At 59.4% G+C, this 14542-nt stretch carries 10 protein-coding genes; 3 read left to right on the top strand and 7 right to left on the bottom strand.

Annotated features, from left to right (window positions below; all coding sequences use genetic code 11):
• Positions 1-10: 10 nt before the first annotated feature.
• From ACTG27_RS00215 to mscM, 5 genes are all read right to left on the bottom strand, one after another.
• Positions 11-745: a succinate dehydrogenase/fumarate reductase iron-sulfur subunit gene (locus ACTG27_RS00215; RefSeq protein ID WP_005335057.1), complete on the bottom strand. Its 735-nt coding sequence runs from the start codon at positions 743-745 to the stop codon at positions 11-13.
• On the bottom strand, positions 738-2522 hold the full coding sequence (frdA, locus tag ACTG27_RS00220) for a fumarate reductase (quinol) flavoprotein subunit (protein ID WP_005335056.1): 1785 nt from the start codon (positions 2520-2522) through the stop codon (positions 738-740). The genes ACTG27_RS00215 and frdA overlap by 8 nt, the downstream gene beginning before the upstream one ends.
• 509 nt (positions 2523-3031) lie before the next feature.
• A complete protein-coding gene (locus ACTG27_RS00225) occupies positions 3032-4909 on the bottom strand; it encodes a methyl-accepting chemotaxis protein (RefSeq protein ID WP_021229777.1) in 1878 nt (625 codons plus the stop codon).
• 155 nt (positions 4910-5064) lie between these two features.
• Complete coding sequence (locus ACTG27_RS00230; protein WP_439978861.1) at positions 5065-5748, bottom strand: glycerophosphodiester phosphodiesterase; 684 nt, start codon at positions 5746-5748, stop codon at positions 5065-5067.
• Between the two features lie 23 nt (positions 5749-5771).
• The gene (gene mscM, locus ACTG27_RS00235) at positions 5772-9053 is read right to left on the bottom strand and encodes a miniconductance mechanosensitive channel MscM (protein ID WP_439978862.1); all 3282 of its coding nucleotides are present in this window, start codon (positions 9051-9053) and stop codon (positions 5772-5774) included.
• A 155-nt stretch (positions 9054-9208) separates the two neighbouring features.
• Here mscM and ACTG27_RS00240 point away from each other — a divergent pair, with 155 nt between their 5' ends.
• A complete protein-coding gene (locus ACTG27_RS00240; RefSeq protein WP_439978863.1) occupies positions 9209-10546 on the top strand; it encodes an MATE family efflux transporter in 1338 nt (445 codons plus the stop codon).
• 88 nt (positions 10547-10634) lie between these two features.
• On the opposite strand, the gene ACTG27_RS00245 is transcribed toward ACTG27_RS00240, so the two are convergent.
• Positions 10635-11456 (bottom strand): peptidoglycan DD-metalloendopeptidase family protein, encoded by an 822-nt coding sequence (locus tag ACTG27_RS00245; protein ID WP_439978864.1) that lies wholly within the window; start codon positions 11454-11456, stop codon positions 10635-10637.
• A 303-nt stretch (positions 11457-11759) separates the two neighbouring features.
• Between ACTG27_RS00245 and ACTG27_RS00250 the strand changes: the two genes are divergently transcribed.
• Complete coding sequence (locus ACTG27_RS00250) at positions 11760-12539, top strand: BPSS1780 family membrane protein (RefSeq protein WP_439978865.1); 780 nt, start codon at positions 11760-11762, stop codon at positions 12537-12539.
• A gap of 65 nt (positions 12540-12604) precedes the next feature.
• On the opposite strand, the gene ACTG27_RS00255 is transcribed toward ACTG27_RS00250, so the two are convergent.
• Positions 12605-13504 (bottom strand): LysR family transcriptional regulator, encoded by a 900-nt coding sequence (locus ACTG27_RS00255; protein WP_439978866.1) that lies wholly within the window; start codon positions 13502-13504, stop codon positions 12605-12607.
• Positions 13505-13630: 126 nt separating this feature from the next.
• Between ACTG27_RS00255 and ACTG27_RS00260 the strand changes: the two genes are divergently transcribed.
• Entirely contained in the window at positions 13631-14491 is an 861-nt protein-coding gene (locus ACTG27_RS00260; RefSeq protein WP_026035063.1) for a Vmh family MBL fold metallo-hydrolase, read from the top strand.
• Positions 14492-14542: the final 51 nt, after the last annotated feature.

Here is a 14542-nt window from a genome sequence, read left to right on the forward strand (position 1 = left end):
AATCCTGCTCTCAATCTGGCTTGAACATGGCGATCATGTAGTCCTTGGCGCTTTCGACCTTGCCAAGCTGGATGGCCGCCGCCGGATCGACGCCCTTCGGGCACACTTCGGAGCAGTAGCCCACGAAGGTACAGCCCCAGACGCCTTCGTCCTGGCTGATGATGCGCATACGCTCTTTGGCGCCGGCATCACGGTTGTCGACGTTGTAGCGATAGGCCAGAGCCAGTGCCGCCGGACCGGTGAACTTCTTGTTGATGCCGTACTGCGGGCAGGCTGCGTAGCAGAGACCACAGTTGATGCACTGGGAGAACTGCTTGTACTGCGCCATCTGGGCCGGAGTCTGGATGTACTCGCCATCACACAGGCTGCGCGGCTCGCTCGGGATGATGTACGGCTTGATGCTCTCCAGCTTCTCGATGAAGTCGGACATGTCGACCACCAGATCGCGCTCGATCGGGAAGTTGTTGAGCGGCTCGACGGTCATCTTGCCCGGCAGATAGTCGCGCAGGAACGCCTTGCAACCCAGCTTGGGCACACCGTTGACCATCATGCCGCAAGAGCCGCAGATCGCCATCCGGCAGGACCAGCGGAAGCTCAGGGTAGAGTCCAGGTGATCCTTGATGTACTGCAGGGCGTCCAGCAGAGACATCTCTCTCTGGTATGGCACCTGGAAGGTTTGCATCCAGGGCTCGTTATCCTGTTCCGGACGGTAGCGCAGGATCTCAATTTCAATCATCTCAGCCATTCTTCTTAGCCTCGTCTTGTTTCTCACCCTCGGAGCCGTACACGCGTTTTGCCGGCTGGGACTTAGTGATCTTCACATCGGAGTAATCGATGGAGGGCGTTTCGCCATTTTTGTAGAACGAGAGCGTGTGCTTGAGGAAGTTCACGTCATCGCGCTCTTCGTAACCATCCAGACGCTGGTGGGAACCGCGGGACTCTTTACGATTGATGGCGGAGTGCGCCATGGCTTCAGCCACGTCCAGCATGTAGCCCAGTTCGATGGCGTACAGCAGATCGGTGTTGAAGACAGAGGACTTGTCGTTGATCTTGACCTTCTTGTAACGGGCTTTCAGCTCGTTGATCTTGTCGATGGTGCCCTGCATCAGCTCTTCGGTACGGTAGATACCGACACCGGCTTCCATGGACATGCCCAGCTCGTTGCGGATATCGGCCGGGTTTTCGGTACCGTCTACGTCCATCAGGGAGAGGTGCTGCTTGATGAGCGCCTCGGCCTTGGCGGCCAGGGCTTCGGTGTTGCCATGCTTCTGAGTCTTGGCAAATTCACCTGCCTGCTCACCGGCCAGCTTGCCGAATACCACGATCTCGGACAGGGAGTTGGAACCCAGACGGTTGGCACCGTGCAGACCGACGGAGGCACATTCGCCCGCGGCGTAGAGGCCGGGCAGACGGGTGGCACACTTGTTGTCAGTCTCGATACCACCCATGGTGTAGTGGGCAGTCGGACGTACCGGGATAGGCTCTTTGGCCGGATCCACGTTGACGTAGGCTTTGGCCAGTTCGCAGATGAACGGCAGACGCTCTTTCAGGTACTTCTCGCCAAGGTGACGCAGGTCGAGGTGAACCACATCGCCCATCGGGCCCTGAATGACGCGGCCTTTCTGCTGCTCTTGCCAGAATGCCTGGGAAACGCGGTCGCGCGGACCCAGCTCCATGTATTTGCTCTTCGGCTGGCCGATCGGGGTTTCCGGGCCCAAGCCGTAGTCTTGCAGGTAGCGGTAGCCATCCTTGTTCAGCAGGACGCCACCCTCACCACGACAACCTTCGGTCATCAGGATGCCGGTGCCCGGCAGACCGGTCGGGTGATACTGGACGAATTCCATATCACGCAGCGGTACGCCGTGACGGTAGGCCAGTGCCATGCCGTCGCCGGTGACGATGCCACCGTTGGTGTTGTAGCGATAGACACGGCCAGCGCCGCCGGTTGCCACGATTACGGATTTGGCCTGGATGAAGCGGGTGATACCGTTCTGGATGTCGAAGGTCAGTACGCCCTGAACGCGGCCGTCGTCCACGATCAGATCAAGACAGAAATGCTCGTCGAAGCGCTTGATGCTCGGGTATTTGACGGAGGTCTGGAACAGGGTGTGCAGAATATGGAAACCGGACTTGTCTGCGGCGAACCAGGTACGGGGAACCTTCATGCCACCAAACGGACGCACGTTGGCTTTGCCATCCGGCTTGCGGCTCCAGGGGCAACCCCAGTGCTCCAGCTGGATCATCTCTTTGGTCGCGTTGTTGACGAAGTATTCCACTACGTCCTGCTCGCACAGCCAGTCACCACCGGAGACGGTGTCGTTGAAGTGGTTTTCGAGGGAGTCGTCATCACGGACGACACCGGCGGCGCCGCCTTCGGCAGCAACCGTGTGGCTGCGCATCGGGTAAACCTTGGAAATCAGGGCGATGTCCAGGTCTGGCTGTGATTCGGCTATAGCGATAGCGGCGCGTAAGCCGGTACCGCCAGCACCGATGATGGCCACATCGGTCTTGATAATATCCACATCTGCCTCCTTAGGGATAGATTTGCTGGGCACGATTTTGCTCTATGAAAAAAATTCAGGCTTGATGCAAGTCAAACTGCTAGGTTTTATTCCCTTTTTATTGGTTATTTTTCTATAAAACACCCAAATCCCTGGATGAAAATGTCGTTATTATCGTCATTTTTTGGTGTTACTGAGCAGTTGAACACCTAGCTACGAGTACTTTAACTTCTGGATTGTACGTAGTTTTCTTTCAATAAAATGCGAATCACCTCTCTTTTTAGGTACTCGCGAAAAAAATTTTAAGTTTTTTATTGTAATTTTTTAATGAGAATTATTGGCATTCATTTATTCAGATAGAAATAGGTAATCCGAAGTGCGGCGGTGACCACGGCGGTGTTCTGATAATTCCAGACGAATTACAAGGGTTTCAAGGCGGGGTATTTGGCGGGTAATGTGAGATTACTCACTGAAAATTAAGCGCTATTTAGAAAAATAAAAGGGGCCTGTACGGCCCCTTTTGCTCATGCTCAAATGCGGAACATGCCGACCTGATTGCTCAGTTCACCCGAAATATTTTTAAGTTGTTCAGAGAGATGGCGTGAGCTGTCTGCATCTACTGCCAGTTCGTCCGAGACATCTTTCACTGCCTGAATGTTGCGACTTACCTCGTCGGTGACGGCCCGCTGCTCTTCAGCCGCGCTGGAGATCTGGGTCGCCATGTCGGAGATCTGGTTGATCGAGGTGGTGATCTGCTCCAGTGCATGGGTGGCGTTGTTGGCGTCATCCACGCTGTTCTGGGCCAGCAGCTGGCCTTCGTGCATGGTGCTGACCGCTCCCTGGGTATTGCGTTGCAGGGTTTCGATCATATTGCGGATTTCAACGGTGGAGCTGTGGGTACGCTGTGACAAGACGCGCACCTCGTCGGCTACCACCGCAAAGCCGCGACCCTGTTCACCGGCACGGGCCGCTTCGATGGCGGCGTTGAGTGCCAGCAGGTTGGTCTGCTCGGCGATGCCCTGAATGGTGGAGAGGATGGTGTTGATCTCCTGAGCGTTTTTCTCCAGTTCCTGAATGATGTTGGAGGCCTGTTCCACCTGGGTGGCCAGATCGGTGATGGAGCGCTGGTTGCGGGCGATCACCTGCTTGCCATGCTCGCAACTGCTGGAGGAGCTGCGGGCCGCTTCGGCGGTCTGCTCGGCGTTGCTGGCAACCTCGACCGCGGTGGCCGACATCTCGTGTACCGCAGTGGCGATCTGGGAGATCTCGTTTTGCTGGCGTGCCAGCCCCTGATTGGCCTTCTCCGCCATGCTGTGGGAGGACTTGGCCTGCTGGTTGAGTTGGCCGGAGGAGTTGGAGATATCCTGCACCATCACATGGATCCGCTCGATGAAGGTGTTGACGTGTTTGGCAACCGCGCCTACTTCATCCTCACGTTCAATCTTGATCCGGCGGGTCAGATCGCCATTGCCACGGGAGAGATCGGCAATCGCTTCGCCCAAGGTTTTCAGAGGGGCCAGCGAGCCGTTGATGGCGACATAGGAGAAGCCTGCCACGATCAGTATGGTGATAAGCCCCTGAATGAGGGAGGAGGTAACCATGCGGCGTACCGACTGGTAGGCGATCTCTTCATCCACCATCATGCCGTAATACCAGTTGGTATTGGGAATGGCATTGAAGTCGTAGACCTCTTTCTTGCCGCTGATCACCAGCTCGTTGATCATGCCGTCATGGGCGACCTGATTGATGTAGGCGGCAGTCAGCTCCGGTGCCAGAGCGGTGGCGGATTTCAGGCTCAGGGAGGCATCGGGGTGCGCGATGATGGTGCCATTGCTGTCCACCAGCATGGCGTAGGTGCCCTCGGTGGTGACCGCCAGAATGTCCGAGATCAGTGAGCTGATGGAGACGTCACCGGCGATGACCCCCTGGGTATTGCCACGCTGGAACGGCTCGGCAATGGTGACAATCAGCTGGCCGGTGGAGATGTCGGCATAGGGGGCTGTGATGACCAGCTTGCCTGCGGCGGCCGCGTCCTTGTACCAGGGGCGTTGACGGGGGTCATAACCGGCGGGCAGGTCGGTCGGTTTGCTCTGGATCATCTTGCCGTCTGCGGTACCGGCATAGACCAGGTCGAAGCCACCGGCATTCATGGACTGGGCCAGATGACTGATGGGCTCGTCTTCTTTGGCGAATGCTTCCTTGGTGGTGCTGACCATGCTGATCCGGGAGTCGACCCAGCGGGAGATCCCCTTGACGTTGGCCATGGAGCTTTCGTCGATGATGTTCCAGACCAGTCGCTGGGTCTCGCTGCGCAGTTGCGAGGTGTTGTACCAGACCTGCAGGCAGGTGATCACCAGAATGATGACCCCGATAGCCAGAACAAGCTTGTTTTTAATGGATAAGTTCATAGTTACATCCTTGTGAGCGTCAGTCTGAAGTGTGTGTGGAATCTAGTTATTGTTATGAGCCTCTGTTTATCGGCTGAAGTTGAACTCTTTGTATCCCGGTCAGCTATTTAAAGTTAGTGCCTAAATCAGTGGTTATCCATGCGCGTATCCCCCCCTCACTGCGTCAGAAAACGATCTGGTCGATTGGTGAAGATTCCATCGACCCCCATGCTAGAGAGCGTTTCATAGTCTTCTGGATAATCAACGGTATAAACCAGAACTTTGAGCCCCCGGCGATGGGCATCATCGACCAGCGCGGCGTCGATGAAATCAACATCGCAATTGATGGACCAAGCCCCCAGCTCGTCGGCAAACAGCGCCAGGTTGAGTGGCAGATTGGCGGTCAGGGCGCCGAGGCGGATATCGGGCCGCAAGGCGGCAAATCGGGCCAGCTCCGGGTGATGGAAGGAAGAAACCACCCACTGGCCGGGAGTAAAGCCCAGCTCGGCCTCTGCCCGTCGGGTCAGGGCTGCCACCGCATCGGCGGTATGGGTGCCTTTGAGCTCGATGTGCAGCTCGCAGCGTCCGGCGATGATCTCCATCACCTGCCACAGGGTCGGGAGCACCTCTCCCTCACCGGCATCGAGCTGCTCCAGATAGGAGCGGGATTGCTCGGTCAGCACCCCCTTGCCATTGGTGCAGCGCTCCAGCCGCCGGTCGTGGAAGACCCACAACTCGCCATCGGCCGCCTGCACGTCGATCTCGATGGCTGATGCTCCCAGCTCCAGCGCTTTGGCCATCGCCTTGAGGGTGTTTTCCGGTGCCAGACCGCTGGCGCCACGGTGGGCAATAATCTGCATGTTCTGCTCCTTTACCTCGCGGATCAGCCGCGGCTCAGGTGAATGTCGATCTGTTGATGGGGCAGGGTAAGTCCCTGCTGCTGCATCTTCTCCAGCACCAGCGAGTGAACCTCGTGAGTGATGGGCATCCGGTGATCCATGTTGTTGACGTAGAGGCGGATCTCGTAGATCAGTGCCGAGTCGGTGAATTCGATCAGGAAGACCTCTGGCGTCGGCGTCTCCAATACCAGGGTCGATGCCTGGATGGACTCTTCCAGAATGCGCTGCACCAGTTTCGGATCCCGGGTCAGGCCGATCCGGATCCGCAGTTTGACCCGAGTGATGGCATCGGAGAGCGACCAGTTGATGAACTGTTCGGTGATGAAGGCCTTGTTGGGCACGATGATCTCCTTGCGATCCCAATCCACTATGGTGGTGGCCCGGGTTTTGATCTTGGTGACGGTGCCGGTGAGATCGCGGATGGTGACGGTGTCACCGAGTCGGATCGGCTTCTCAAACAGGATGATGAGGCCGGAGACAAAGTTGGCGAAGATCTCCTGCAGGCCGAAACCCAGTCCCACCGAGAGGGCGGCGACCAGCCACTGGGTCTTCGACCAGTCGATGCCGAGCATGGAGAAGCCGATGAGGGCACCGATCAGGATCACCAGATACTTGCTGGTGGTGGTGAGGGCAAAGCCGGTACCCGGGGAGAGGCTGAGGTGTTGCAGCAGGGTCAGCTCCATCAGCCCCGGCAGGTTGCGGGCTGTCACCACGGTCAGAATGAAGACGAAGGCGGTCAGCATCAGATCCTGCAAGGTGATGGCCGAGAGCTGCTCGATGCCGCCAATCTTGCTGCTCACCTGCCACACCTCGATATTGCTGAGGAAGCTGAAGGCGGAGTTGAGATCCGACCATTGCACCACCACCAGCATGGTGAAACCCAGCATCAGCAGGGTGCGCACCAGCCCCAGCGACTGTGCGCTGATGGTATCGAGATCCAGTTCAGTCTCTTCCACCACGTCCGGGGTCTCGGAGCTGAGCTCGTCATGCCCCTCTTCCCGGCCGCGCTGAGCCAGGATCTCGGCGCGCTTGCTCTTGGCGCGCTCGAAGGCGAGGCGGCGGCGCTGGATCAGCATCCAGCGTCTGGCCAGATAGTAGACCAGCAGGCAACCCAGCCCCATCAGCAGGCTCAGCTCCAGCTGGCGCAGCAGGGTGCGCGAGGTATAGAAGTAGCCAAACAGGGCGCCGATCACCGCCAGCAGCGGCGCCAGCATCAGGCTGTTCCAGATGAAGTGGTGCAGCAGATGGGGCTTGGTCATATCGGTCTGGCCCCAGGTGAGTGGTAGCCGCTCCCGGTTGAGGCGGGCAAAGAAGAGCAGTAGCCAGAGTGCACCGATCATGAAGGCCATCCGGCCGAGGGAGTCGTAGAAGGCGTGCTCCTGATAGCTGTGGGCCATCCCCTGCACGAAGAAACTCGGGATCAGCACCAGCAGCAGGGTGCGAAACTGCCCCCACACCTTTTGCACCTGTTCCCGGGGCCAGCGGAAGTGGTGGATCAAAATCCCCCGCTCCAGCGTCAGGTGGCGGGCCATCACCAGTGCCAGCAGCAGAAACCAGATCTCGCCAAGGCCGCGCGCCACCGCCACTGCAAACGGGTATTGCCAGGCCCCTTCGAGCAGGCCGCGTACCATCAACACCATGGCGGGCAAGGGGAGGGCGGCAAGCAGGGAGCGCAGCAGCAAGCGGCTGGTGAGGCTGAATTTGTCCTGAGTTACCTTGCCGATCCGCGGCGCAATATGGTCGCAATAGAGGCTCAGGTGACGGGCCAACTTGAACCAGCCCCAGGCCAGCACCAGCAGCCCAATACCGGCCAGCGTGAGGCTCAGCGGGCTGTTCTCGGCGATGGCGTAGGGCAGTTGCAGCCAGTTGTCCGGGTTGAAGGCCAGGGTCAGCGCGGCGGGAATGCCGAGCATCACCTGCGGGGTAAAGGGGCGCACATCGGGCATCCAGAACAGGTGGCTGGCGCTTATTTCGCGGATCTCGTCGATCTTGCTGTTCTGGCGGCTGTAGAGCAGTTTGAGGCGGGTCTGCTCCTGAATGAGGGTATCGGAGGCGTCGTTGAGCCGGGTCAGCAGCTGGCGCCGGGCCTTGAGCAGGTTGTCGAGCACCGCTTGCTGTGGCCGATCGAGCGTCACTTCCTCTTCGGCCATCAGCTTGTCGCGCAGCTGGCGGGTATCCTTGAGCCCATCCTGCTCGCTCTCGTACTGGTACTTGGCCATGCGGGCGCTGACGATGGCGGACTCCAGCTTGTCGAGGGGGAACTGGGGGGGCAGATCGGAGAGTTTGCTGCGCAGGTTCTCGCCGTAGGCATTACTGATCTGCAGCCACTCCAGCTGTTCGCGTACCGAGTTGACCAGCTCATTCAGTTCAAACAGATTCTTGTCGACAGTGCGCTGTTCGTCCTGCACCCGCTCAATCTGATCTTCCAGTGTGCCGAGCTGGATGGAGAGCGCCTGATTCTGCTGTTGCTGCTCCAGCAGCAGCGGCATGTCGGTGGTGAGTTGTTTGCGCAGCCGCTCGCTCTCCTCCAGCGCTTGCTCGGTCTTCTCCCGCCGCAGTTGGTTCTGCTGGGTCAGCAGGCTGGCTTGCCACTCATCCTCGTCGGCGATGGCCAGATTGAGCTCCTGCAGCTTCAGCTTGCCGAGATCGTTGCGCTGCTGGGCCGAGAGCTGCTCCAGCTCCAGCATCTGGATCCGGTCGGAGAGGCTCTGCTCCTTCATTCTGGTCAGCAGCAGCTGTGCCTCCTGCTGGCGATCCGATTCGCTGCTGAAGCTCAGTCGCTCCAGCTGGCTGCGGGTCAGTTGCAGCTGTTTGCGCAGATCATCCACCCGCAGGTGATACTCCTGACCGGTGCTCTCCAGCTGGTTGAGGCTGTCCATCACCCCCTGCCTCTCCTTGCGCAGGTTGAGCTGGCGGTTGCTGCTCAAGCCTATGGCCTGGCGCAGCGCCTCCTCCTTGAGACTCGCCAGCGGCGGGCGAGCAGCAGGCTGATAGTTGTGCAGGCTCTCCTTGAGGCGCGCCGACTCCTTGGGGTAATCGATAAGGATCTGCTGATAGGCTTTGCTCTGCTCTCGGTAACGCTCGGCCTCTCTGGCAAATTGCAGCGCCTGCTGGTAGCTCTCCCGCAGCTTCTGGTTTTCCGGGGTATCGCTCTTGGGCACGCTCTGCAACAGGGATTCGGCCTGGGCAATGGCATCGTCGGCGCGCACGCTTGGCGGCAACAAGAGAAGGGAGAGCAGCAAGAAGGTGAGCAGGCGTTGCAACATGAGGCTCGTTTCCGTTCAGAAGAGGTGGCCCTAGCCTAAAACAGGGCAGGGAGGCGGGTAAAGCAGTCTATATTAATGATTCATAACACAAATAACAGGAAGTCGTGCTGCCGTTTCGCTATGATCCTAGCCGCTTTCTCTCCACCGAGTCGAATATGTCAGCTGTTGATCTGGGCACAGCCCCGCTATCTCGCCTTTTCTGGCGTTACGTAACCCCGACCGTGGCGGCCATGCTGATCACCGGCATCTATGTCACCATCGATGGCATCTTCGTTGGCCATGTGCTGGGTCAGGATGGCATGGCCGGTCTGATGCTGGCTTATCCCATCTGCGCCGTGCTCTATGCGGTGGGGGCGCTGATCGGCATGGGGGCCTCGTCGCTGGTCTCCTTCTATCTGGGGCAGGGCAACCCGGCCAAAGCCCGCCATATCGTCGGCAATGCGCTGGTGATGGTGTTGCTGGCCTCGGCACTGCTCAGTTTTATCGGGATCCGTTATGGCGAGCCCATGCTGGCCTGGATGGGAGCGGAGGGGGAGATCTTCACCGCCGGGCTCTCCTACCTGCAGGCCTACGCCTGGCTGGGCGTCTTTGCGGTGCTGTCGATGGCGTTCAGCTCGCTGCTGCGCAACGATGGCCGCCCCGGATTTGTCACCCTCATCATGGTAGTCGGGGGGCTGCTCAACGTGCTGCTCGACTATCTGCTGATGGTGGTGTTTCCGTTCGGATTGGCCGGGGTGGCGACGGCCACCATGCTCTCCCAGGCGGTGACGGGCCTTGCCTGCCTGTGGCACTTCTTCACGCCGCGTAGCCAGCTGCGGATAAGTTGGGACACCTTGCGCCCCGATCTGCGGCTGATGGGCGAGACGGTGCGCCTCGGGATCTCCAGTTTTCTGATGTACCTCTATCTCTCTGTGGTGCTGGCGCTGCACAACAAGGCGTTGCTGGCGGTCGGCACTTCGCTGCATGTGGCGGCCTACGGGGTGATCAGTTACACCGAGGCCTTCTTCTATCTGGTGTTTGAGGGGATCGCCATGGGGATCCAGCCCATCGCCAGCTTTAACGCGGGCGCCGGTCACTGGCGGCGTGTGCTGCGGATCCGCAATCTGGCACTCGGAGTGACGTTGGGGATCGCCCTATCCGCGATGTTCCCGCTTTATCTGTGGCCGGAGGCGGCGGTCTATCTGTTTGCCGGCGACAACGCTACCCTGCTGCCGGTGGCGAGCCTCGGGATCTGGCTCTACTTCTGGGGGCTGCCGATGGAGGGTTTGTTGCTGGTGGGGGCCACCTACTTCCAGGCCATCAACCGGGCCCGCATCGCCTCCCTGCTCACCGGCGGAAAGCTGGTGCTGATTGGCGGTTTCTTGTGGGGCTTCTCGACCCTGTGGGGCGTGCCCGGGGTCTGGCTTGCATTGCCAACGTGCAGCTCCTTGCTGGTGTTGGTGATGTGGCGGGCGATGCGTCGGGAGTCCGGCGCCCACGCGCTGGCCGGATAGGTAATCAGGTTCGACGTGCAGATAGCAGACAGGCAGCCATGGGCTGCCTGTTTTGTTAGAGGATGTTTTGTTAACGGGCTCTGCCGATTCAGGGCTTGAAGGCGCCGATAAAGATGGCGGGATCGACCCGAGTGTCGTTGAGGCTTACGTTCCAGTGCATATGGGGGCCGGTAGCGCGGCCGGTCGAACCGACTCGCCCGACGATGCCGCCACGCGGCAGGCTCTGACCGAGCTTCACATCTACCTTCGACATGTGGCAGAACATGCTGATGAGCCCCTGACCGTGGTCGACAAAGACGGTATTGCCATTGAAGAAGTAGTTGCCGATCAGGATCACCTTGCCTGCGGCGGGGGACTTGATCGGGGTGCCGGCGCCCACTGCGAAGTCGAGGCCGGAGTGGGGGTTGCGCTCCTCGCCATTGAAGAAGCGACGCAGGCCAAACGGGCTGGAGAGGGGGCCGTTGACCGGCTTGTCGAACAGCAGGTTGCTTGGCTGGTTGGGGCTGAAGGTCTGGTAAGCCCGGGTCTGCTCCGCCAGCTCGCGGTTGATGCGGGTCATATCCTCGGCGAGCGGATTGACCTGACGGCTGTTCTTGAGCTTGATGTGCTGCTCGCGGTAGTGCTTGGGGGTCACGGTGAAGCCGAGAGTACGGCCATCATCTGTGGTCAGTTGCTGGGCCCCAAGCGGGCTCTTGAGGGAGATGCCGACGATGGCGATCCACTGGCCATCTTCCAGCACGACCAGTACGGGCTTGCCCTGATAATGGGCTTGTGGCGCCGTGGATGCCTTGCCAAGGGGCACGACGGCCACGCCACCCGGCACCGGATGGTTGAGCAGGCGACTGATAAAACCCTCGGCCAGGGCTGACTGGCTGGTCAGTAACAACAACAGACAACAAACAACTCTCATGACGATACCACTCGATGTTAAAGCGCCCGGGATGGCGGGATGACAACCCCCCTGTCCGGCATTCGTCGATCACTAAATGGTGATCACGGCACGCTGGCCACGACAGGCGCGGCTGGGGGAGGGAGCAGATTGTGCCTCGTTATAGTCGGGGCAGCCAGAGGCGAGGCATGGCTGACGCCCCTTTTGTGCATAGCTGCGTCAGGTTTTATGTCGTGGTCGGGCCGCTTCGCCATTGAGTCGCCCCCGCCCTGGCTCTAGAATCGGCTTCCGGCACTGATGCCACCGACACTCCGAGGAGACGATATGAACGGATTACCCCCTTTGCGCACCACTCCGGCCCGGTACACGACAGGTCGTGGCTGGCTCTGGGTTCGCAGCGGGTTCGATATCTTCAACAAGGGGATGGGGATCAGCGTGGCCATGGTGCTGGTCTGGTTTATGGTGGGCATGCTGCTGGAGCAACTGCCGGCGGGTGGCCTTATCTCCCAACTGCTCTACATGGTGTGGGGCGCGGGTTGGGTGGCGGTCGCCGCTCGGGGTTATCGGGGGGAGCCGCTGCAGTTTGCCGATCTCTTCGCCGGTTTTCGCCACAAGTTGACTCCGCTGATGCTAGGCGGTCTGCTGGTGTTGCTGCTGTTCAGCCTGGTGGGCCTCGTCTGTCTCGGTCTGCTCTCCATGTGGGGGCTGCTCCCGCTGCTGACGCAGGATCCCGAGAGCATGGTGGTCTCAGCCAGCCAGTTGCAACAACTGCTGCTGGTATTGCTGGTGGGGATGCTGCTCATCATTCCCGTGCTGATGGGGGTTACCTTTGCTCCGGCGCTGATCTACCACCACGATATCGGCATCATCCAGGCGGTACGGCTGAGCTTCTTCGGCTGCTGGCGCAATTTTTTTCCCTTCTTCTGGTGGGGGCTGCTCTCAGCCATGTTGTTGCTGTTTGGCGCTGTGTTGTTGCTGGTAGGTCTGCTGGTGGTGATCCCGGCGCTCAACTATTCCATCTATGTGGCTTATCGGGATATTTTCCTGGACGAGAGTGTGCAGCCGGAAGCGCCGCACTCAGAACCATTCGGATTTGAAGCCTGATCAAGGGATCAGAGTGAGAAGGGGCCCGCAGCGGCCCCTTCTTCATGATCGGGTTTGAGGTGTGTTCACTCCTGCCAGATGGGATCCGCCACCATGCGGGCCAGCAGAAAATCGAGGAAGCTGCGCAGCAGTGGCGACATCTGTTTGCGGGTGGCATACACCCCGTAGACGCCGAGGCGCTTGGGTTGCCAGTCGGTCAGTAGGGGCACCAGTTCCCCGCGCTCCAGATAGGGTTGTGCCGAGTAGCGGGGTTGCAGGCTGATCCCTGCGCCTTCCAGCGTTGCTTCCAGCAGCAGGTTGGAGATATTGGCGCTCAGGTTACCGCTGACCGGCACTGACTCGGGGCCATCCGGTCCATTGAACTCCCACAGGCTCTTGCCAAAGTAGGTGTAGGTGAGGCAGTTGTGCAGCGCCAAATCCTGCACCTTGTGTGGCATCGGATGACGGGCCAGATAGGCCGGGCTGGCGCAGACTACCGAGTGGCAGGTGCCGAGACGACGCGCCACCAGATTGGGGTCGAGGTCGTTGGTGATGCGGACCGCCAGATCGATCCGCTCCTCTACCAGATTGACGGTTCTGTCGAGCAGCAGAATGTCGATGGCCGTCCCCGGGTATTGCGCCAGATAGTCGTTGGCAGCCCCGACCAGCAGTGCTTCTGACAGGGAGTAGCTGCTGGTGATCCGCAGTTGCCCCTTGGGGGCGTCATCCCCCTTCACGGCGATCTGCTCCATCTCTTCGCCGAGCGCCAGCATGGCGCGGGCCCGGTTCAGCGCCTCCTCTCCTGGCCCTGTCAGGCTCAGACGACGGGTGGTGCGGTGCAGCAGGCGGGCGCCCATCCAGCTCTCCAGCTCGGCGAGATAGCGCGACACCATGGCGCGCGACATATCCAGTTTCTCTCCGGCACCGCTCAGGCTCTCTTGTTCGACTACGCTGACAAAGACCCGCAATGCGGTCAGTCGATCCATGTATGGCTCTCTATATGTTCGATATGTGCAACAGTGATGCGCTTTTTATGCTGTATTTGCACCTTAAGTGATCCAATACACTGTGTCCATCAAATCAACCCCCGAATACTTAATGAGGAATAGATGATGAACAACACCCTGATCCGCAACCTGACTCTGGCGACCACCCTGTTGAGTGGCGCCGCACTGGCCGCCCCCCTGAGTGTGACCGTCTACAACCCTGGCGAGAAGGCGATCTTCCCGGTCTCCTCCTCACTGGTGACCGGTGACAAAGAAGCCATCCTGATCGATGCCCAGTTCGACGTGCAAAATGGTCAAGCGCTGGTCGACATGATCAAGAAGAGCGGCAAGAAGCTGACCACTGTCTATATCAGTGCCGGTGACCCCGACTTCTACTTCGGTCTGGAGCCGGTCATGGCGGCGTTCCCGGATGTCAAAGTGCTGGCCGACCAGCATGTGGTTGACCATATCAACAAGACCAAGGATGCCAAGCTGAGCTACTGGAGCCCGATCCTCGGCAAGGGGGCACCGAAGAGCCTGACCGTGCCGCAAGTGATGACCGCCAGCCACCTGACGCTGGATGGCGAGAAGATTGAAATCAAAGAGATGAATACCCCGAATGCCTACCTCTGGGCCCCTTCCATCAAGACTGCTTTTGGTGGTGTGCCGGTCTACCACGGGGTGCATGTCTGGATGGCGGACAGCCAGACCAAGGCGGCCCGCAGTAACTGGGTCAAGGCGCTGGATAACCTGCTGGCCCTGAAACCCGAGCGTGTGGTACCGGGCCACTTCCTGGGCACTGCTCCCAAAGGCACTGCTGCTGTGACCTTTACCCGTGACTATGTAGAGCGTTTCGAACAGGAGCTGGCCAAGGCGAAAAACTCCGGTGAGCTGATTGAGGCTCTGAAGAAGGCCTATCCGGCACTGCCGGTTGACGATGGTCTGGCCATCGGTGCCAAGGTCAATACCGGCGAGATGAAGTGGTAAGCCACTGAGCCTGCTTTCCCTGTGTTTTTTTACCGGGCCTAAGGGCCCGGT

Source organism: Aeromonas sp. 97A (assembly GCF_051919185.1).
Classification (GTDB): Bacteria; Pseudomonadota; Gammaproteobacteria; order Enterobacterales; family Aeromonadaceae; genus Aeromonas; species Aeromonas veronii.